17 protein-coding genes and 1 pseudogene are annotated in these 20,746 nt (G+C 66.0%); 10 read left to right on the top strand and 8 right to left on the bottom strand.

Features of this window, described 5'->3' with window-relative positions; genetic code table 11:
- Positions 1 to 229, bottom strand: a pseudogene (locus tag ACLV8F_RS13275) (tripartite tricarboxylate transporter substrate binding protein); the annotation flags it as partial.
- A 285-nt stretch (positions 230 to 514) separates the two neighbouring features.
- On the opposite strand from ACLV8F_RS13275, the gene ACLV8F_RS13270 reads away from it, so the two are divergent.
- Positions 515 to 1,699 (top strand): MFS transporter, encoded by a 1,185-nt coding sequence (locus tag ACLV8F_RS13270; RefSeq protein WP_411884685.1) that lies wholly within the window; start codon positions 515 to 517, stop codon positions 1,697 to 1,699.
- Between the two features lie 8 nt (positions 1,700 to 1,707).
- Here ACLV8F_RS13270 and ACLV8F_RS13265 read toward each other — a convergent pair whose 3' ends face one another.
- The 3 genes from ACLV8F_RS13265 to ACLV8F_RS13255 form a co-directional block, all read right to left on the bottom strand.
- Positions 1,708 to 2,352, bottom strand: coding sequence for a glutathione S-transferase family protein (locus ACLV8F_RS13265; protein ID WP_411884683.1), 645 nt, complete (start codon positions 2,350 to 2,352; stop codon positions 1,708 to 1,710).
- Positions 2,353 to 2,382: 30 nt separating this feature from the next.
- Positions 2,383 to 4,482, bottom strand: a complete 2,100-nt coding sequence (locus ACLV8F_RS13260) for a D-(-)-3-hydroxybutyrate oligomer hydrolase (RefSeq protein ID WP_411884682.1) — start codon at positions 4,480 to 4,482, stop codon at positions 2,383 to 2,385.
- Between the two features lie 335 nt (positions 4,483 to 4,817).
- Positions 4,818 to 5,750 carry a LysR family transcriptional regulator gene (locus tag ACLV8F_RS13255; protein ID WP_411884681.1) on the bottom strand — a complete coding sequence of 311 codons (933 nt, stop codon included), beginning with the start codon at positions 5,748 to 5,750 and terminating at the stop codon, positions 4,818 to 4,820.
- Between the two features lie 167 nt (positions 5,751 to 5,917).
- On the opposite strand from ACLV8F_RS13255, the gene ACLV8F_RS13250 reads away from it, so the two are divergent.
- The 7 genes from ACLV8F_RS13250 (at position 5,918) to ACLV8F_RS13220 (ending at position 14,193) form a co-directional block, all read left to right on the top strand.
- A complete protein-coding gene (locus ACLV8F_RS13250) occupies positions 5,918 to 8,104 on the top strand; it encodes a thiamine pyrophosphate-dependent enzyme (RefSeq protein ID WP_411884680.1) in 2,187 nt (728 codons plus the stop codon).
- On the top strand, positions 8,101 to 9,654 hold the full coding sequence (locus ACLV8F_RS13245) for an indolepyruvate oxidoreductase subunit beta family protein (RefSeq protein WP_411884679.1): 1,554 nt from the start codon (positions 8,101 to 8,103) through the stop codon (positions 9,652 to 9,654). Before ACLV8F_RS13250 ends, ACLV8F_RS13245 begins: the two co-directional genes overlap by 4 nt.
- A 62-nt stretch (positions 9,655 to 9,716) precedes the next feature.
- Positions 9,717 to 10,694: a TRAP transporter substrate-binding protein DctP gene (gene dctP / locus ACLV8F_RS13240; RefSeq protein WP_411884678.1), complete on the top strand. Its 978-nt coding sequence runs from the start codon at positions 9,717 to 9,719 to the stop codon at positions 10,692 to 10,694.
- Between the two features lie 3 nt (positions 10,695 to 10,697).
- A complete protein-coding gene (locus ACLV8F_RS13235) occupies positions 10,698 to 11,228 on the top strand; it encodes a TRAP transporter small permease (RefSeq protein WP_411884677.1) in 531 nt (176 codons plus the stop codon).
- Complete coding sequence (locus ACLV8F_RS13230; RefSeq protein ID WP_411884676.1) at positions 11,225 to 12,547, top strand: TRAP transporter large permease; 1,323 nt, start codon at positions 11,225 to 11,227, stop codon at positions 12,545 to 12,547. Before ACLV8F_RS13235 ends, ACLV8F_RS13230 begins: the two co-directional genes overlap by 4 nt.
- A gap of 96 nt (positions 12,548 to 12,643) precedes the next feature.
- Positions 12,644 to 12,922 (top strand): transcriptional regulator, encoded by a 279-nt coding sequence (locus ACLV8F_RS13225; protein ID WP_411884675.1) that lies wholly within the window; start codon positions 12,644 to 12,646, stop codon positions 12,920 to 12,922.
- Positions 12,919 to 14,193, top strand: a complete 1,275-nt coding sequence (locus ACLV8F_RS13220; protein ID WP_411884674.1) for a type II toxin-antitoxin system HipA family toxin — start codon at positions 12,919 to 12,921, stop codon at positions 14,191 to 14,193. Before ACLV8F_RS13225 ends, ACLV8F_RS13220 begins: the two co-directional genes overlap by 4 nt.
- 58 nt (positions 14,194 to 14,251) lie before the next feature.
- On the opposite strand, the gene ACLV8F_RS13215 is transcribed toward ACLV8F_RS13220, so the two are convergent.
- From ACLV8F_RS13215 to ACLV8F_RS13200, 4 genes are all read right to left on the bottom strand, one after another.
- Complete coding sequence (locus ACLV8F_RS13215; protein ID WP_411884673.1) at positions 14,252 to 15,397, bottom strand: transporter substrate-binding domain-containing protein; 1,146 nt, start codon at positions 15,395 to 15,397, stop codon at positions 14,252 to 14,254.
- A 30-nt stretch (positions 15,398 to 15,427) separates the two neighbouring features.
- Positions 15,428 to 16,474: a hypothetical protein gene (locus ACLV8F_RS13210; protein ID WP_411884672.1), complete on the bottom strand. Its 1,047-nt coding sequence runs from the start codon at positions 16,472 to 16,474 to the stop codon at positions 15,428 to 15,430.
- A gap of 48 nt (positions 16,475 to 16,522) precedes the next feature.
- Complete coding sequence (locus ACLV8F_RS13205) at positions 16,523 to 17,224, bottom strand: hypothetical protein (protein ID WP_411884671.1); 702 nt, start codon at positions 17,222 to 17,224, stop codon at positions 16,523 to 16,525.
- Between the two features lie 304 nt (positions 17,225 to 17,528).
- Positions 17,529 to 18,197, bottom strand: coding sequence for a transcriptional regulator (locus ACLV8F_RS13200; protein WP_411884670.1), 669 nt, complete (start codon positions 18,195 to 18,197; stop codon positions 17,529 to 17,531).
- 212 nt (positions 18,198 to 18,409) lie between these two features.
- On the opposite strand from ACLV8F_RS13200, the gene ACLV8F_RS13195 reads away from it, so the two are divergent.
- Positions 18,410 to 19,537 carry a threonine synthase gene (locus ACLV8F_RS13195; protein WP_411884669.1) on the top strand — a complete coding sequence of 376 codons (1,128 nt, stop codon included), beginning with the start codon at positions 18,410 to 18,412 and terminating at the stop codon, positions 19,535 to 19,537.
- Between the two features lie 335 nt (positions 19,538 to 19,872).
- Complete coding sequence (locus ACLV8F_RS13190; RefSeq protein WP_411884668.1) at positions 19,873 to 20,688, top strand: DUF4189 domain-containing protein; 816 nt, start codon at positions 19,873 to 19,875, stop codon at positions 20,686 to 20,688.
- The last annotated feature ends 58 nt before the right edge of the window (positions 20,689 to 20,746 follow it).

The raw sequence follows: 20,746 nt of genomic DNA, 5'->3' as shown, positions 1-20,746 counted from the left end.
CCAGGATGGTGCCGCCGCCGGGCTTGTTGTCGACCAGCACGGGCTGGCCCAGGCTGCGGCCCAGGCGCTCGCCGATCACGCGCGAGATCACGTCGATGCCGCCGCCGGCCGGGTAGGGCACGACGATGCGTATCGGCCGTGAGGGGTAGCCCTGCGCCAGCGCGGGCGCGGCACCCACGGCGCTGAAAGCCAGCAGCAGCGCCGCCAGCGAAGTCTTGAACACGGTCATGCGATTGCTCCGGAGAAACAGGCTGTACGCCTTCAGCAAGCCGGTGCTTTGCCGCCTTGTCACGATAACCATCCCCTGCGTTTGTCCCGCAAGCTGTCGCAATTTCCGCGCCAGAGCGACTCACATTTCACAACTTAATTATTCATGGCTCAAGTAAATTGTCAATGCGGGACTGCACGGCTTGCAGCCCGCGCCTAAACTCTTCGCAGACACAACACGGAACCGGAACCACACTTGGCCGAATCGACACCCAACCCACCGCAAGCGACACGCGCCGTCTGGGCCATGCTGTTCGCGCTGACCACAGCCGTCGCGCTAAGCCAGGCCTTTCGCACGGTGGCCGCCATCATGGCCGCGCCGCTGCAGGGCGAGTTTCATTTGAGCGCGCAGGCACTGGGCCTGTTTGCCGGCGCCTTCCACTTTCCCTTCGGCGCGATGCAGCTCTTCATGGGCATAGGCATAGACCTGCACGGCGTGCGGCGCACGGTGCTGGCGGCGTTCCCGCTGGCCGTCGCGGGCTCGGCGATCTCGGCGCTGGCCGGCAGCTACGGCATGCTGGTCGCCGGCCAGGTGCTGATCGGCATGGGCTGCGCGCCGGCCTTTTTGGTGTGCACGGTGTTCATCGCGCGCCACTTTCCCGCCGGCCGTTTCGCCGCCGTGTCGGGCCTGACGCTGGGCCTGGGCGGCCTCGGCATGCTGCTGACGGGCACACCGCTGGCCTGGCTGATCGAGGCCACGTCGTGGCGCATGGGCTTCTGGGTGCTGGGCGGGCTGGCAGCCGTGGCCTGGCTGCTGATTTTTATCTTTGTGCACGAGCCGGCCATCCCGGCCCAGCCCAAAGAGTCGGTGCGCGAGGCCTTCGCCAAGTTCGGTGCCTTGCTCACGCTGCCCCACACCTGGGGCATCCTGATCATGTCGGCGGTCGGCTATGCCTCTTTCATCTCGCTGCGAGGCCTCTGGCTGGGGCCGCTGCTGATGCAGCGCCACGATTTCTCGCTGGTGCAAAGCGGCAATGTCGCGCTGGTGATGTCGGTGGCCTCGCTGTTCGGCGCGCCGCTTTTCGGCCGGCTGGACCCGGGCCCGGCCAGCCGCCGCCGGTGGATCACCGGGCTGACCTGGCTGCTGGCCGCGCTGTTTGCAGCTTTTGCTTTTACCCACAGCACGCTGGTCGACGTGATCGGGCCGGTCGTCATCGGCCTGCTCTCGGGCTACCTGGTGCTGCAATACGCCGACGTGCGCGCGGCCTACCCGGCGGCGCTGACGGGCCGCGCGATGGCGGTCTTCACCATGGCGATGTTTTTAGGCGTGGCCGGCATGCAGTGGTTCACCGGCCTGGTCGCCTCGCTGGCCGCGCAGCGCGGCCTTGAGCCTTTCACCGCGGTGCTGGCCGGCATTGCGGCGCTGCTGGCGCTGGGCGCCACAGCCTACCGGCTGCTGCCGGCGCCGCCCACTGCCCCGCCATCGATTTAGGCGGCGATCTAGCCAGCCTCGACCCGCGCGCAATACGCCTCGAAAGTCCGCTTCCACGCGGGCCGGGCCAGGCAGCGGTCCCGGTACGACATGACACCCGGATACGGCGCGATCAGGCTCTCGTCCTTGATGCCCGCCGAGAGCACGTGCGCCATCAGGATGTCGGCAACGCTGAACTCACCGGTCGCGATGAATTCGCGGCCCGCAAGCCAGCGCTCCAGGTTCCCCAGCCGCATGTCCGCCCAGCCGGCCAGGAACTCGCGGTGCTTGCCGCAGCTGCCGTCGGCCGTCCAGTCGAGCACCATCAGTGCCAGTAGCGGCATCTCGATCGAATTCATCGCGGCGAAGCACCAGCGCATCACCTGCGCTTCGCCGGCGAGGTCGCCCGGGATCAGGCGGCCGGACTTCCTGGCCAGGTAGACGAGGATGGCCGCGGATTCGGACACCACGAGACCGTCGTCGTCGATCGCCGGAATCTGTTCAAAGGGGCTGAGCCGGCGATAGGCTTCGGTGTTGAGGTCGTGTGCGGGGTGGTCCATGCCGGCGATCTCGAACGGCAGTTGCAGCTCTTCGAGCGCCCACAGCACGCGCAGGTCGCGCGTGTGGCCGCGCGCGCCGGCGTTGACCTTCGAAAAACCATAGAGCTTGAGCATGACGAGATTCCTTTGTTGAAACCGCGGAACCTAGTCGGCGACCGTCACCACGTTGTTCGCAAACGTGATGGCGTCCGCCGCGTCCGGCACCGCCTTGATGGGCGGCACGTTGGCCTGCGTGATTGGGTTGGCGACAGTGCCCACCTGGCCGCGCGGCACGGTACGCACCACCTGGCTGCCGGGCAGCGGCGCGCCGGTTTTGAGGTGGGCGTACATCATGTCCATGGCCTGGATGAAGTAACGGTGCAGCGGCACCAGCCGCGCGCCGTAGCCCGGGAAACCCAGGAAGGCGTCAAAGTGCTGGGCGTTGGTGACTTCGATGTAAGACAGCTTGCTGGCGCCGCCTTCCACCATCTTGTTGAGGCCGAAGTAAGGCCGCGATGTCAGCGCCACCGGCACCAGCGTGTCGGCGCGGCCGTGCACGATGAGCGCCGGCTTGCCCTGGAGGTTGGCCTTGCGCAGCGCGGGCAGTATGCCTTCGCGCACGCGCATCGCGGCGGGGCTGCTGCCGACCACCAGCGCGCGCAGGCACAGCGCGCCGGCGCTGTTGTAGTCCTGCACATTGCCGGCCGACAGCGAGGCCGCGTCCAGCAGCGGGCCGCCCACGCTTGCGTTGTTGACGATGTTGACGCCTGCCGTGGGCGGCACGCCGTTGCCGGTGCCGAAGGAGGTCGCCAGCGCGGCGGGCGATGCGGGCACCGGCACGTTGGGCACGGGCGCGGTGGCAGGGGCCGTGGCGGCGAAGCTGTAGCCGCACAAATTGTCCTGCACGCCGAAGCGGCCGTAGGCATTGGCGTAGGTCAGCGCCACCGGCAGCGTGGCGAACGAGTAGTGCGACGCCTGCAGGTCGTTGCTCTCGGGCTGCCAGCCCGCGGCCTGCAGCACGCCCATGGCGCTGGCGGCCTGCTCGGCGGGGGTGTTGCCGCTGACCAGGCCTTGCGCCTTGAGCACGGCGCAGCGGTTCGCCGCGATGGCCGGGTTAATGGTGTTGAAAACATTGGTCGCGGGCGATGCCAGCGCCGCGCAGGGCTGCAGCAGGTTGGCCAGCGTGATGTAGTCGTACAGCGGCCTGCCGGTGCCGGCCAGCGTGGTGTTGCCGCGCCGCACGCTGAGCCGCGCATCGGGCACCAGCTGGATCTGCGGCTCTCCGACCGCCACGCCGCTGATCAGGCCCTGCGTGTCGAGCTCGGCCGCCGCCAGCGCCGCGCCGGCGCCGTTGGAGACGCTGGAGGCGATCACGATGGTGTTGGACGGGTTCAGCGTCTTGAGGCGCGAAGCGCCGTCGCGTGAGGGCGTGCCGTAGCGTTCATTGAGTACAAAGTAGGCGAACTCCACCGCCTGCAGTGTGAAGCGGCCCCAGTCCTTCTCGGAATTTTGCTGCGAGTGCGCATGCTTGACGGCAAAGCGGTTGGGCGTGGCCGCGTTGAAGGCCGCGCGGTCGGCCGGGCTCAAGGCCGCCGTGAAATTGGAAACCACGCCGGCCGCCGCGGCATCGGCGCGCAGGCCGTTCTGCAGGTTCACCGTGTTGTTCTGCAGGTCGTGCATGCCGCTGCCCGTGCCCTTGTCGGTATAGGCCACGGCGCAGCCGTTTTTCAGGCCCCATTCGCCGGATGAGCCGATGGCGCCGTAAATGCCGCGCGAGCCGCTGGAGGTGCCGGTGACGATGCAGGCACTGGCCGGGTTGAAGCCGGCGGGCACCTGCACCATCATGGTGACGTTGTGCCGGCCGCTGCCGTCGTCCGAGTAGGCGATGAATTCGGTGCCGGCGATCTTGCCTTCGCCGGCGGTGGCCACGCCGCGCGCATCGACATTCGGCCCGTACAGCGTGCCGTAGCCGCCGGCCGGCGAAATGTCGAGGATGGCGCGGTAGTTGTTGTAGATCGCGATGCGCCGCAGCTCGGCCGCCGTCGGGTTCAGGGGATCCACGGGCTGCGGCGCCGCGCCGCCCAGGCCGGTCTTGCCCAGGCCCGCGGTCAGCAGGTCGTCATTGCCGCCGTCGTAAGCGCCCACGCTGATGGGGCCGAGGTAGGCGGGCTTGGTGTTTTTAGGTTCGCCCGCGCCGCTGCCGCAGCCGGCGAGGAGCGCGGCCGCCGTGAGCAGGCCCAGGCCTGCGGTGATCGTGTTTTTCATGTCGTCCTCCGTGGATGTTGGCGCACCTTGCGGCGCGCCCCATCATCGTCGGACCGGCCGCCGCCGTCCATGCGCTTTTTTCGTGTTGATGTGTCAGGGTTTTACTCGAGGCCGTCGTCCCTCATCCCCGCCTTCTCCCAGAGGGAGAAGGAGTAAAACCGGATAGCCGCGCCAGTTGTCCAAACTCTCCCCGCTTCAATCCCCTCTCCCTCTGGGAGAGGGTTAGGGTGAGGGCGAGCGGCCTTCCAAATCATCGCGAAACGTCAAGCGCCGGCGGCCCCCATCCCAACCTTCCCCCAGCGGGGGAAGGAGCAAGACCGCTGGGTTTGAAGGACCTAAACCGCCTCCGCCCTCACCGGCCGCTTGAACAGCTTGTGCACCAGCGCGCGCATCCACTGGTGGGCCGGATCCTTGTCGGTGCTGCTGTGCCAGACCAGGCGCACCTCATAGGCCGGCGCGCCGGGAATGCCCCAGACGCGGCAGTCGTAGCGCTGGCGCAGGTTGCGCGCGTACATCTCGGGCACGATGGACAGCAGGTCCGTGGTCAGCGCCAGCTCGGGCAGGGCGCCGAAGTGGCGGGCGCGCAGCACGATGCGGTCGTCCAGCTTCATGCGCACCAGCATCTGCTCGACGCTGCCGTGAAAGGTCGCCGTGGGCGATGCCACGACAAAGGCCGCCTGGGCCAGCTGCTGCGCGGTCAGCGTGCGGCCGCTGCGGCCCGAGGCCGGCCGCCACTGCGGCGAAGCCACCGCCACATAGTTCTCGCGGAACAGCAGCTCGGTGCGTATGCCGCGGTGCTTGGGCTGCAGGATGCCGATGGCCAGGTCGATCTCGCGCGCCTCCAGCGCCGCCGCCACCTCGTTGGCCGCCACCGAGATGTTGGACAGCCGCGCGCCCGGCGCCTGGCTGCGCAGCGCGCCGGCCAGGCTCGGCAGGAACAGCATCTCGCCCAGGTCCGACAGCGACAGCTGCCAGTGCATGTCGCTGTGCGCCGGCTCGAAGTCCTCATGGCCGGTGACCACTGTCTCCAGCGCCAGCAGCTGGGCCAGCACGGCGGGCGCCAGCTGTTCGCACAGCCGGGTGGGCTTCAGGCCCGTGGGCGCGCGCACAAAAAGTTCGTCCTCAAAGTAGTCGCGCAGCCGCGACAGCGCATTGCTGGTGGCCGGCTGCGACAGCGACAGCGCCTTGCCGGCCAGCGTGACCGAGCCGGTGCGGTGGATGGCCGCAAGCACGCGCAAAAGATTGAGGTCCAGCTGGCGGAAGTTCATGGCTTTTCGTCCTCAGGGTTGTTACTGATTATTCACCAAACAGATGTGCTCTATCAGAAAAATCCATTTGCCGTATGCGATGCGCCTGCGTAAATTGCCTGAATAACGAGGCGAAAGCCCACTCCCCGCGCCTACGAGAGACAACATGATGAAACCGAGATCCCACCATGGCTGAGCGTTCCTTTACACAGGAAGTTGAAAAGCTGCGCCTGGGCGAGGGCGATGAATTCCGCGGCGAGGGCATCCTGGCCGTGACCAAGGCCTTGCTGCAGGCCGGCGTGTCTTATGTCGCCGGCTACCAGGGCGCACCGATTTCGCACCTGATGGACGTGCTGACCGACGCCAACGACATCCTGGCCGAACTCGGCGTGCACTTCGAGCACAGCGCTTCGGAAGCCACCGCCACCGCCACGCTGGCCGCTTCCGTCAACTACCCGCTGCGCGGCGCCGTCACCTTCAAGTCCACCGTCGGCACCAACGTCGCGTCGGACGCACTGGCCAACCTGGCTTCGGGCGGCGTCATAGGCGGCGCCATGCTCATCGTCGGCGAGGACTACGGCGAAGGCTCCAGCATCATGCAGGAGCGCTCGCACGCCTTCGCGATGAAGTCCCAGGTCTGGCTGATAGACCCGCGGCCCAACCTGGAAAGCATTGTTCGCGCGGTCGAGATGGGCTTCGAGCTGTCCGAAGCCAGCCGCACGCCGGTGATGCTGGAGCTGCGCATACGCGCCTGCCACGTGCACGGCCGTTTCAAGACCAAGGCCAACAAGCGGCCGTCCTTCACGCTGAAGGACGCGATCGAAAACCCGCAGCGCGACACCAGCCGCGTGGTGCTGCCGCCGGCCAGCTATGCGCAGGAACAGGAGAAGATCACCGACCGTTGGCCCGCCGCCGTCAAGTTCATCCAGGAACGCGGCTTCAATGAATTCTTCGCCGAGGATGCAAAAGACTTCGGCATCGTCATGCAGGGCGGCCTCTACAACAGCGTGCTGCGCTCGCTCGAGATGCTGGGCCTGGCCGATGCCTTCGGCCAGTCGCAGGTGCCGCTGTATGTGCTCAACATCACCTACCCGCTGATCGACGACGAGTTCAAGCGCTTTTGTCTCGGCAAGCGCGGCATCCTGCTGGTCGAGGAAGGCCAGCCCGATTTCATCGAGCAAAGCCTCAACTCGCTGCTGCGCAAGGCCGACGTGCAGACCAAAGTCCACGGCAAGGACGTGCTGCCCATGGCCGGCGAATACACCGGCGGCGTGGTGCTCAAGGGTGTGGCGCGCTTTATCGAAATCTACGCGCCAGAGCTGCTGGCAGGCCGCGAACTCCCGGCCGCCGCACAAAAGGCCTCCACCGGCCTGGCCGTGATGGAAGGCAACCCCAAGGCCTTCGCGATCAAGGCCGCGTCCGACGAGGTGCAGGGCCGGCCGCCCTCGTTCTGCACCGGCTGCCCCGAGCGCCCCATCTTCACCGCGATGAAGCTGCTGGAGCGCGAGCTCGGCAAACACCACATCAGCTGCGACATCGGCTGCCATTTGTTTTCGGTGCTGCCGCCCTTCAACATAGGCGCGACCACCATGGGCTACGGCCTGGGCTGGGCCGGCGCCTCGGCCTTCAACACGCCCGAGACGCAAAAGCGCACCATCGCCATGATGGGCGACGGCGGTTTCTGGCACAACGGCCTGACCAGCGGCGTGGGCAATGCCGTCTTCAACCAGACCGACAACCTGCTGCTGGTCGTCGACAACGGCTACTCGGCCGCCACCGGCGGGCAGGACGTGCTGTCGTCGAAAGCCGTCAACGCCATCCGCAGCACCAACAACCCGATCGAAAAAGCCGTGCGCGGCGTCGGCGTGAAGTGGGCCAGGACGGTGACCAACACCTACAGCCTCACGCAGATGCGCGACGTGCTGCGCGAAGCCCTCACGACCAAAGAGAAGGGCCCCAAGGTCATCGTCGCGCAAAGCGAATGCCAGCTGAATCGCCAGCGCCGCATCAAGCCGCAGATCAAAAAACGCATTGCCGGCGGCGAGCGTGTGGTGCGCGAACGCTTCGGCATAGACCCCGACACCTGCACCGGCGACCACTCCTGCATACGCCTGTCGGGCTGCCCCTCGCTGACCATCAAACCGAACCCCGACCCGCTGCGCCGCGACCCGATCGCCACCGTGATCGACAGCTGTGTGGGCTGCGGCCTGTGCGGCGAGGTCGCGCATGCGGCCGTGCTGTGCCCCTCGTTCTACCGCGCCGAGATCATCAACAACCCGACCGCCTGGGACCGTTTCAAGCTCGGCCTGCGCACCAAGGTGATTGGCTGGCTGCAAAACCGCATTGAGCGCCGGCTGGAAGGAATTGCAGCATGAGCGCCGTCCTCGAAAAGCTCGCGCCCGTCGCGGCGCAAGCCACCCCGGCCAAACACGGCATCACCATCGCGATTCTCGCCATGGGCGGCGAGGGCGGCGGCGTGCTGGCCGACTGGCTGGTGGACCTGGCCGAACAGAACGGCTACTACGCGCAGACCACCTCGGTGCCCGGCGTCGCGCAGCGCACCGGTGCCACCGTGTATTACCTCGAGATGTTTCCCGAAGCCGCCACGCCCGGCGGCCGCATGCCGGTGATGGCGCTCAGCCCGATTCCCGGCGACGTCGATGTGGTGATCGCTTCCGAACTCATGGAAGCCGGCCGCGCGCTGCAGCGCGGCCTGGTCACGGCCGACCGCACCACCTTTGTGGCATCGACGCATCGCGTGTATTCGATGACCGAGCGCACCGCCATGGGCGACGGCCGCGTCAGCGCCGACAAGCTGCTGGCCGGCGGCCAGGCCGCGGCCAGACAATTCATCACCGCCGACTTCGCACAGCTGGCCGAGGCCACCGGCAGCCTGATCAGCCCCGCGCTTTACGGCGCGCTGGCCGCCACCGGCCGCCTGCCTTTCAGCCGCGCGCAGTTCGAGTCCACCATCTCGCGCGGCGGTGTGGGCGTCAGCTCCAGCCTCAAGGCTTTTGCCGCGGGTTTTGATGCGGCGGCCAAGGCGCTGTCGGCGCCGCCCCCTGTGGCCGTTGCCGCACCGGCCGTGCCAGTGCCACCGGTGGGTCCCAAACTTGCCGTACTCAGCGCGCGCATACTCACGCACTTCGCGGCGGCCAACCACGCCACGCTGACGGCCGGCATCCTGCGCCTGGCCGACTACCAGGACGTCAATTACGCGTTCCGTTACCTGGACCTGCTCAAGCCGCTGGAGAATGCGCTGCCCGGCGACAGCGCGCTGGCCGCCGAACTGATGGACGAAACCGCGCGCCACCTGGCGCTGTGGATGTCCTACGAAGACACGGTGCGCGTGGCCGACCTCAAGACCCGGCGCTCGCGCTTCAGCCGCGTGGGCGGCGAGGTCAAGCTCAGCGGCGCGCAGCACCTGGGCATCAACGAGTTCTTGCACCCGCGTATTGAAGAGATCGCCGACACCCTGCCGGCCGACCTGGGCCGCTGGCTGCTGGCCACGCCCTGGGCGCGCGCCTGCGTAGCACCCTTCACGCGCAAGGGCCGTGTGGTGCAGACCAGCTCGATACGCGGCTACCTGCTGCTGTACACGATTGCCTGCATGCGGCCGCTGCGGCCGAAGTCGCTGCGTTTTGAGGTCGAACACCAGCGCATCGCCGACTGGCTGGACACCATCACCCGGCTGGTGCCAAGCCAGCCTGCGCTGGCCCTGGAAGTCGCGCGCGCGCAGCGCCTGGTCAAGGGCTACGGCGACACGCATGCGCGCGGCTGGGGCAACTTCCGCAAGATCATGGCCGCCATGCCGCAGCTGCGCGCCATGCCGCAAGGCGCGGCCCAGCTCAAGGCCCTGGTGCAGGCCGCGCTGGCCGACGACAGCGGGCAGGCGCTCGAAAAATTACTCGCGGCCACGGTATAAGCCGCATTGACGCAACACAGCCGCCCAACGATCATCGATTCCAACCATAAGGAGACAGCCCCATGAAACGCCCCACGATAAAAGCCCTCAAACCCACGCTGGCCCTGCTGCTGATCGCCGGTTTTTCCGCCGGCGCGCTGGCGCAGGAAGTCACGCTGCGGCTGGTCAGCGCCTTTGCCGAAAACGGCATCTACGTGCAGCGCCTGCAGCCCTGGATCACCAAGGTCAATGCCGAAGGCAAGGGCGTGCTGCAGATCAACTTCCTGGGCGGCCCCAAGGCCATCCCGACCTTTGAGGCCGGCAATGCGGTGAAAACCGGCGTGGTCGACATGGCGCTGAACACCGGCGCCTTCTACACCAACGTCATGCCCGAGGCCGACTTCCTCAAGCTCACGCAGATCCCGGTCGCCGAGCAGCGCAAGAACGGCGCCTTCGACGCGATCAACAAGGTCTGGAACGAGAAGGGCAACATGCAGTACCTGGCCCGCATGGTCGAGAACCAGCCCTTCCACATCTACACCAACAAGAAGATCGACAAGCCCGACCTGACCGGCCAGAAGATCCGCATCACACCGGTGTACCGCGACTTCTTCCAGGCGCTCAACGCCAACGTCATCACCACGCCGCCCGGCGAGGTCTACACCGCGCTGGAACGCGGCGTGGTCGACGGCTACGGCTGGCCGATTGGCGGCATCTTTGATTTGAACTGGCAGGAGAAAACCAAGTTCCGCGTCGACCCGGGCTTTTACGACGCCGAGGTCTCGCTGATCATGAACCTGCCCGCGTACAAAAAACTCACCGACGCGCAGCGCAACTACCTGCAGAAGCAATTGCTCGCGCTGGAAGCCGAGAACACCTTCTGGGCCAAGTACACGACGGATGAAACCGCGCGCCAGGAAAAAGCCGGCATCCAGACCATCAAGTTCGACGCCGCTACCTCCAAGGCCTTCCGCGACAAGGCCTATGACATCGGCTGGGCCGGCGCCGTCAAGCAAAGCCCCGAGATCGCGCCGCGCTTCAAAGCCCTGTTCTCGAAGTAAGCCGTGATTGACCGGCTCTCCAACGCCTACGGCCGCTTCCTGGCGGGCCTGTCCCTGCTGGGCTGCGCCATCCTGCTGGCCATGATGCTCATCATCGTGGCCGACGTGGCCCTGCGCAACCTGGCCATCCCCGGCCTGCCGCAAGGCCTGGCGTGGAGCAATGAAATCTCCGAGCTGATGCTCTACCTCATCACCATGTGCGTCGCGCCCTGGCTGCTGCGCCAGGGCCAGCACATCCGCGTCGACATCGTGCTGCAGGCCCTGCCGCCGCAGCTCGCCTGGTGTTTCGAATGGGTCGGCGACCTGATAGGCCTGGCCTGCTGCGTGGTGATCGCCTGGTACGGCACGCAGGCGGCCTGGTCCAGCTACCAGTCGGGCGCCGTCAACATCAAGACCCTGGTCACGCCCGAATGGTGGGCGCTGGCGCCCTTGCCCCTTGTCTTTGTTTTACTGGCCATTGAAATGATTTTTCGCATGATCCGGTTGCAGCGCGGTGTGCGCGGACCGCGCCATGACGCGGTGAGCGCGGCATGAGCAGCTGGGGCATAGCCGCCTGGCTGATGCTGGGCGGGTCCACCGTGCTGCTGTTCATCGGCATGCCGGTGGCGCTGACCTTTATCGCCATCAACATCATCGGCGCCTGGCTGTACATGGGCGGCGAGCCGGGTCTCGCGCAGCTCGCGCGCAGCAGCGTCAGTTCCGTCACCGCGTTTTCGCTCACGCCGATTCCGCTGTTCGTGCTGATGGGCGAGATCCTCTTCCACACCGGCCTGGCGCTCAAGGTGATCGAAGGCGTGGAGCGCCTGATCAAACGTGTGCCCGGGCGCCTGGCCGTGGTGGCCGTCGTCGCCGGCACGGTGTTCTCGGCGATCTCGGGCTCCACCATCGCCACCACCGCCATGCTGGGCTCGCTGATGCTGCCCGTGATGCTTTCGCGCGGCTACCACCCGACGATTGCCGCCGGCCCCATCATGGCCATAGGCGCGGTCGACATGCTGATCCCGCCCTCGGCGCTCACCGTGCTGCTGGGTTCGCTCTCGGGCATCTCGATTTCCAAGCTGCTGATAGGCGGCGTGCTGCCCGGCGTGATCCTGTCCATCGCCTTTGTGCTGTGGATTGTTTTGCGCGTCAGCATCAGCCCGGAACTGGCCCCGCCCGACAAGGAAGGCGAGGTGCAGCACCGCGGCTGGGCGCGCTGGAGTTTGTTCTTCGGCTACGTGCTGCCCACGCTGTCCATCTTCGGCGTGGTGGTGGGCGCGCTGGCCGCCGGCTGGGCCACGCCCACCGAATGCGCCGCGCTGGGCGCCTTCGCCACCATGCTGCTGGCGCTGTGCTACCGCGTGCTGACGGTGGACGCGGTGCTCAAGGCGCTGAAGGGCACGGCCGGCATCTCGGGCATGATTCTGTTCATCATCCTGGGCGCCACCACCTTCGCGCAGATCCTGTCCTTCTCGGGCGCCAGCAGCGGCCTGGTGCAGTACATCACCGGCCAGGGCCTGTCGACCAACATGATCGTGGTCGGCATGATGCTGATGCTGATCTTCCTGGGCATCTTCGTCGACCAGGTCAGCATGATGATGATCACCCTGCCCATCTTCATGCCCGTGGTGCAGGCCCTGGGCATAGACCCGATCTGGTTCGGCGTGATGTTTTTGATCTGCATGCAGCTGGGCCTCTTGCTGCCACCGCACGGCCTGCTGCTGATGACCATGCGCGGCGTGGCGCCGCCTTCCGTCAGCATGGCGCACATCTTCATGGCCGTGATTCCCTATGTGGCGATGAGCCTGATCCTGCTGGCCGCCGTGTTCTGGATTCCGGCGATTGCGACCTGGCTGCCGCGCTTGATTGGCTAGGGACGGTGACCTGAAAGTTACCGATAGGTAACTTTTGATTGACAGGTGCAGGGAATGACCCCTAAACTTACCGATCGGTAACTATTGGGTCTGCCTATGCCTTCCGTTGAAGAAAACATCCCGATCGGTAATTTGTCGATCCCACAAGGCGCCATCGTCAGGTCCGCCGCCGACCTGGGCGAGCTGGTGCGCCAGCGGCGGCACAGGCTGGCCCTCAAACAGGTCGACGTGGCGGGGCTGGGCGGCACGGGCAACCGCTTCGTCATTGAGCTGGAGCGCGGCAAGCCGACCGTGCAGCTGCAAAAGGTGCTCGACGTATTGAACCTGCTGGGCCTGGAAGTGGTGGTGCGTCCCAAAGCAGGCGGCCAGGCATGACCACCACCACCAACCCCTCCGCACCTTCCCGCCTCGACGTTTTTTTCAACGAAGAGCGGGTCGGCTCGGTCCACGACACATCGCCGCTGTCTTTCGAGTACTCGGCCGAATGGCTGGCGCGGCGGGAGCCCGCCCAGGTGGCCGGCATCACGCTGGCGAAGGGCCTCAGCAATGCTCCGGCCGTGCAGGCTTTTTTTGAGAACCTGTTGCCCGAAGGCGATTTGCGCAGCTACCTGGCGATCAGCCGCAAGGCGTCGACCCTGTTCGGCTTGCTGCTGGAGACGGCAGGCGACACGGCCGGGGGCTTTGTCATCCTGCCCACCGGCGCCAGGCCCGAGGCGCCGCATTACGAGCCGACCAGCTGGGAGGCCCTGGCCCAGCGCCTGGCCGGCAAGTCGGCGGCGGCCATCGACATCCGCGGCCGCGAAACCCGCATCTCGCTGGCCGGCGCGCAGGACAAGACCTCCATCGCGATTTTTGCCGACGGCGTGCCGCAACTGGCGCGCGGCACCTCTCCGTCCAGCCACATCCTCAAACCCGACATCCGGCGCCTGCCCGAGGTCTGGCATTCGGCCGCGAACGAAACCCTGCTCATGCTCGCCGCCGCGCGCTGCGGCCTGCCGACGGCCGAGGTGTTTTACGAGACGCACACGCGCGCCTGCGTCGTCAAGCGCTTTGACCGCGTGCCTCAGGAAGACGGCAGGCTGGGCCGCCTGATCCAGTACGACCTGTGCCAGCTCAGCGGGGTGGTGTCGGACAAAAAGTACGAAAAAGAAGGCGGCCCGGGCCTGGCGCGGTGCGCGCAACTGGTACGCCAGTACAGTTCGGTGCCCGCCGTCGACTTGTTGAACCTGCTGCGCTGGGTGTTCTTCAACCTCTACACCGGCAACAACGACGGCCACGCCAAGAACCTTTCGGTCTACCAGCCGCCCGGCCAGGGCGTGCGCCTGACACCGTTTTACGACCTGATGTGCACCCGCATCTATCCCGGGCTTTCCGGCGACTTCGCCTTTGCCATAGGTGGCGAGACTCGCCCGGGCGCCGTCGCGCAGGCCCATGTGCGGCAGATGGCGGCGGAGCTGGGCATGGGCGCCGCCTTTGCGCTGGCCACGGCGAAAGATGTCGCCGAAAGGATTCCCGGCGCGCTGCAGGGCGCCGCCGATGCGCTCGCACCCGCTTTGCCGCATGGCGCAAAGACCCTGGTGGAACGTGTGCAGAAACTGGTGCTCAAGACCACGCGGCAGACGGCCAAACGTATTGGGGAGGGCTGAGGCCGCCGGCCCTCCCCCTGCCCCTCTGCCAGGGGGAGGGAATTCAAGAGGCGCGGCCTCAGCCCTTGGGGATCACCAGCCGCTGGCCGACGTGGATCAGGTTCGGGTTCGGCAGGTTGTTGCGCGACTCGATCTCGCCGAAGCGCATGTTGTTGCCCAGCGTGGCGGCGGCGATTTTGGACAGCGTGTCGCCGGCTTTCACGACGTAGACGGTTTCCGTCTTGTCGGCGCTTTTCACCTTGGCCAGGTTGGCGCTCGTGAAGTATTTCTTCACCAGCTCGCCGTATTCGGGCAGGGCTTTCACCTTGCGGATGGCGATGTTGATGTTCTCCAGCAGCTGGCCGTCCGCCTTGCGCACGCCGATCTTGTACTTGATGTTGGAGCCCGGCAGCTTGGACACGGCAAACTGCAGGTCGGTCCCGCGGATCTCGGCCACGCCGAAGGGGTAGTCGTAGATGATCGCGTCGACCTGGCCCTTCTTGATGAAGTTCTGGATCCAGGTGCGCTCGCCGTTGATGGACTCGTCGCTCAACTCGACCAGGCGCGCTTTCGGGAACTGGCGCGCGGCGTAGGCCTTGACATCCGGGTCGCCCTTGAGGATGCCGAGCGTCAAGCCGTCCACGTCTTCCACGCTCCGGATGGACGAGGTGCGCGGCGTGATCAGGGCATAACCGAAGTCCTCCACGTACGGGATGGAATACACCACGCCCGGCAGGTCCTCGTCGGTGAAGGTCAGGCCGTCGATGGCGATGTCCACCGTGGAATTGCCGCGGTTGTCGTTCTTCAGCAGCGCGGCCGGCACGTCGGGGTAGGTGTCCACCGTGTGGTCGGTGTCGATGTTGACCTGCCCGCCCCTGGGCGTGAACTCGGCCTGCGCGAACAGCACCTTCAGGAATTCGTAGTTGAAGCCCTGCGGCTTGCCGTTTTCAACGTAATAAAAGGGCTTGGCCGGCGACTGCACGCTGACGCGCACCGTGCCCTTGTCCACGATGCTCTGGAAGGTGGCGCCGCCGCCCGTAGCGGCGGGTGCAACAGCCACGGCCTTGGCAGGCGCGGGGGCGGGCGGGGCCTCACCAGGCTGCGCGCCGGCGCTGGCGGCCGGGCTTGCGGGGCCGCGTGAATCGAGGTACTTCATGCCGCCGTACACGGCGCCGCCTACGACGGCAACAATCAGGATCAGTCGGGGAACGGGTTTGAGGGCCATGGTCTTTAAGTCCGGGTTTTGGGTTGAGGCTTATTCTTTGCCGGCGGCGTTTTTCTGGAACCAGTCCACCCCGTCGGCGCGCGCTTCCACCGGCACGCCCTGCGGGCTGTTCACGATGCTCACCGGCAGGCCGGGCGCGGGGTTGTTCTCGATCAGCAGGCGCTTGGAGTCGCCCAGCACCAGGGATTCGGCGTTCTTTTCCCATTCGGCCAGCATCTGCATCGCGTCGCCCTCGTAGACGCCGTTCTGCAGGTCGACCGAGCGCATGAAGCTGTCGGACATGCGCGCGAAATCCTCGATCTCGCCGATCTTCATCGCATAGTCGGCCGCGAGGTATTCATTGGCCATGTCGAACATGGCGCGGGTGTCGGGGTCGCCGTTGATGATGGCCTGCGCGGACTTGATGGCCGAATAGGCGTTGTCCATCATCTCCTTCTTGCGCTCCTTGACCTTGATCTCGCTTTGCATGTCCTTGATGAGGAAGTTGGACACCTCCTGGTACTTGGCCAGCACGCGGTACAGCAGTTCCAGCTTGGCCAGCAGGTCCTGGTAGGTCAGGTTGGCGTCGTTCATGCGGCCCACCTCACGCGAGGCCAGCGCCGCGTCCATGGTCTTGTTCTGCTTTTTCGCCTCGCTCATCAGCCGCAGCGAGCCGTCGCGCGACTTGTTGTTGTTGGCGATCTCTTCCTTGCACTGGCGGATCATCCCGGACAGCTTGGCGATGCGGGCGTTCATGTTGGCCAGCTTGTCCTGCAGCTCTTCCACATAGTTCTTCATGATGCCTATGGGGTCTATCTCCACGAAGACCTGCGTGATCTTGCGCATCAGGCTCATGTACAGGTACTTGCCCAGGCGCCAGAAGCGCTTGTCGGTGATGATGAAGCCCAGCACCACCGCGGCGACGCCCAGAAGCGCCGCATAGATGGTGTTCTGCAGCAGCGTGATGATGTAAGGCAGCGCCTTGTAGAGCAGGAAGCCGGCGCCCGCGATCAGGCTGACGCCGAAGATCTGGCCGGTCACGCCCTCGGGGCGCTCCCAGAAGGTTTTGGGTTTGAAATTCTGTGGGATGAGGTTCACAGCTCTGTCCTTTGGTTCTGCGTGTACGGATCGAAGAGGTTGGCCGCGTCAGGCGCCGAGGTAGCGCAAGACCTTGGCCCTGGCTTCCACCAGCTGGGCCTTGACCACGGCCAGCGCGCTTTCAAACCGGATGTTGACTTCCACGATCTCCGCGCGCTTGGCCGCGATTTCATTTTCGAAGCCGGCGATTTTTTTGTGGGCGCCTTCCACTTCCTGCTGGATCTGCCCCAGCCTTTCCTGCAGGCGCGTGCGCTCCTCATCCATCTTGGCCACAGAGCCGCGCAGGGAGTCGATCTCGCGGATGCGCGCGTTGATCTGCAGGTCCTGCTGGTTTTTGGCCTGGCCGTGAAAGCGCTGGGATTCGGCTTCCAGCGCGGGGAGGTGCTGCATGTCGATGGACTGGACGATCTGCTCCAGCGTGCGGGTTTTGCCCACGATGCCGAACGCGGCCTTGTAGCGCGAGGCCTCGTCGGGGATGAAGGCTTCCAGCGGCGTGACGGCCTCCACCAGCGCCGTGTAGGCCGTGGTTTTTTCCATCACGACTTCCATCATGCGGTCCACCATCGGGTTTCGGGCCGCCGCGGCGGCCGCGCCGGCCGGCGCCGGTGAAGCCGGGGCCGGCGCGGCGGATTTTCCCGTGCCGGCGGGCGCGCCCGGCGCGGCCGGCGCCACTTCGGGCTCAAACAGGACGTCGCGAAGTTTTCCGAAAAAACTGGAGCCCCCCTCAGGCGGCGGTGTGTTGTCTGCCATGGTCCCTCACTCCTCGGTATGAATTTTTCCAGCGCTTCTTTGGGCTCTTTTTTGCACGGGCGCGTCTCCGGCCGTCGGTCCTTGATGACTATATAGCAATGGCTCCGGATTTCTTCGCTTGCCATCCCGCCATTCGGCTGGCGAGGTGGCGCCGTCGGCCCTCACCCTAACCCTCTCCCAGAGGGAGAGGGGACCAAGAGCTTTTACTTTATCTCCGGGGGGAGGGGGATTCAGAGGTTTTACTCCCTCTCCCTCCGGGAGAGGGCTGGGGTGAGGGCCAGCGGCCGTCAAACACCCGCAAAACCTACTTCGCGTCGCTGTACACCGTCGCCCGCGACACCCCCATGTGCGCCGCCGCGATCTCCGCGCCGCGGCGTATCTCCAGGTAGCCGGCCTTCTTCAAATCCTGCACCAGCTGCTTGCGGTCTGAAGGCCGCAGCGAGCGCGAGGTCGTCGCGCGCGCGGCGGCGAAGTCGTCGATGCACTGGTGGATGCGGCCGGCGTTGGCCGCGTCCAGCGTCTCCGTCACGGCGCTGCTTTCAATCGCGGTGAACTGCGACATCGCCGCCTGGAAGCCGTTGAACAGCGTGAGGTCCACGTTCAGGCAGATCGCCGCGACGTACTCGCCGTCTTCGTTGCGTATGCCCACCGAGGTGCTTTTGACCTTGCGGCCGTCGGCGAACTGGTTGGCGTAGTTGGCGATCACCGCCGGATAGTCCGGGTCCTGGATGCGCGCCAGGCCCAGCTCGGTCGCGGGCTGGCCCACACGCCGGCCGCTCAAATTGTTTTCAATCGAGAGGATGGCGTTTTTGGGATGCGTGAGGTCGTGCACCACCACTTCGCAGAACGGCGCGAAGGTCTTGCCCAGGCCTTCGGCGATGTTTTTCAGCTCGGCGAGCAGGTGCTGGTTCGAGGACTGGCTTGCCGGTTTCGCGGATGGCTTGGGGGCCAGTTTCGTGGAATTTTTGGGCATGGCGGTGGTTTCGGAATTCAGACAAATTGTCTGGTTGGCCATCGTAGCGCAGTGTGCGTGGATTTGGAGGCCGCTGGCCCCCATCCCAACCTTCCCCCAGCGGGGGAAGGAGCCGGCTCCTGAGGGAATGCCGCGGGAATGTTTGATGATTTATCCAGTATTGGATATATTATCCAGAATCTGGACTTTATTTCAAGCGCCTGAAAGCCTCCATGCAGCCCCACTACACAGACCCCCGCACCGGCAAACACTACCCGCTGACAGACCGCCGCTGGCGCTCCGACGACGGCAACCCCATGATGCTGGGCGCGCTGCCCGGCATCAGCCGCGACGACATCGACACCCGCGAGCGCTCCATCTGGCGTTACCGCGCCGCGCTGCCGCTGGCGATAGCCAGCAGCGCCAGCATGGGCGAAGGCTGCACGCCGCTGGTGCAGAAATCCTGGGGCACTCTCTCGCCCTTCTTCAAGCTCGAATGGTTCAACCCCACCAGCAGCTTCAAGGACCGCGGCGCCAGCGTGATGGTGTCTTTCCTCAAGCAGCTGGGCGTTGGCCACATCCTGGAAGACAGCTCGGGCAACGGCGGCGCGGCGATTGCGGCGGCCGGCGCCGCGGCCGGTATCCAGGTCAAGATCCTCGCGCCGGCCTACACGCCGCTCCCCAAGGTCGCGCAGATACGCGCTTTCGGCGCCGAGGTGCAGCTCGTCGAAGGCCCGCGCGAGGAGTCCGAATACGAAGCCATCCGCCAGTCGGAAAACATCTTCTACGCCAGCCACAACTGGCACCCCTTCTTCCTGCAGGGCACCAAGTCCATCGCCTATGAACTCTGGGAAGACCTGGGCTTCAAGGCGCCCGACAACATCATCATCCCGGCCGGCGCCGGCAGCAACGTGCTGGGCTGCCACATCGGCTTCAGCGAACTGGTGGCCTCGGGCCAGATCCACAAGCTGCCCAAACTCTTCGCGGCCCAGCCGCTGAACTGCTCGCCCATAGACGCGAGCTTTACGGCCGGCAGCGACGCGCCGGTGGAGCGCATCGTCAAACCGACCATCGCCGAAGGCACGGCCATCAAGCGGCCGATACGCCTCGCCGAGCTGGTCCAGGCGATACGCGAATCCGGCGGCGGGACGGTCGCGCTGACGGAAGAACAGATCACCGCCGCCGTGCGCCGCCTGGCCGCCACCGGCCTGTACGCAGAACCGACCAGTTCCTCGGCCGCCGCCGCGCTGGAGGTCTTGCAGGCCTCGGGCGCGATCAAGGCGAATGAAACCACGGTGGTGTTGCTGACGGGGACGGGGCTGAAGTCGACGCAGTTCATGACGGGCTTGTTTGGCGGCTAGTTTTCCCAAATCTTCTCCCTGGTCCATCCCCTCGCCCCCCAGGGGAGAGGGTTAGGGTGAGGGGCAGCGGCGTTCGCATACGCCCAGCACCATCAAGCGCCGCCCCTCATCCCCGCCTTCTCCCCGAGGGGAGAAGGCGCAAAACCGCAGCGCCTCTTCTTGCTCCCTCCCCCGCTGGGGAGGGGATGGCGTGAACCCACAGCCCAGGAAAACACCGCCACCCAAAACACCCAGTCCCCTCCATAATTCCCCTGTCTACTAAAGGACTACAAAACGCACGCGCAGGCCCGGTCTGGCCTGTGCGGCAACAACAACAACTCCCTGGAGGGGAACCCATGTTTTCTGCGATCAAATCCCTTGCCGCCAGGCTTGCCCTGGGCGCGCTCCTCGTTTTCGCGGGCAGCCATGCCATGGCCGCAGGCGCGCTGGCCATCGACTCGCTGCAGGGCGAGAAATACGGCTTTTCCTTTAACCACCCCGGCATGGAGCAGGCCGACGCGCGCTCCATGCGCGAATGCGGGCCCGACTGCGCCGTGGTGCTGCGCTTTGCCGGCGAATGCGGCGCCTACGCCGCCGACCAGGCCAAGGGCTCCAACGCCTACGGCTGGGGCACAGGCAGCACCAGTTCCAACACGCAGGCACGCGCCATGTCCGAGTGCCGCGCCAGGGGCGGCTCCAGCTGCAAGGTGCGCGCCTGGGGTTGCGATGCCGTCAAGGCCTCCGCGGCGGCGCCGCAAGGCACGCAGCAGTTCGACCAGGCCCGCCCGCAAGCCACGCCACACAGCAACACGCCGGCCGCCGGCGGCTTTCCGATGATGGGCGAATGGCTGGTTGATTACGTCTCCAGCACCGGCTACACCGCCAACGGCACCCTGCGCGTGACGCAAAGCCTGGGCGGCGGCGGCTTTCGCGGCGTGCTGGTGCTGGCCTTTGTCAACGGCGGCGAGTCCAAGCAGGTGCAGCAGGACGCGGCCATCACCGTGCAGGGCAACACCGTGACCCTCAACGCCAGCAACCCGGTCTACCTGAAGGGCAAAGGCAACTACAACGCCGACAACTTCACCCTGGCCATCGGCAGCAACAACCTGCTGCGCGGCGAGAACGCCGATGCCAAGGGCGCGGGCGGTGCGGTGGTGGTGAGCCGGAAGTAGGGGTTCGGTTCCCGATTGACTCCCTCCCCCGCTGGGGGAGGGCAGGGGTGGGGGCAGC

Source organism: Polaromonas sp. YR568 (assembly GCF_943369675.1).
Lineage (GTDB): Bacteria > Pseudomonadota > Gammaproteobacteria > Burkholderiales > Burkholderiaceae_C > Polaromonas.
This window is presented reverse-complemented; position numbering and strand designations above follow the sequence as displayed.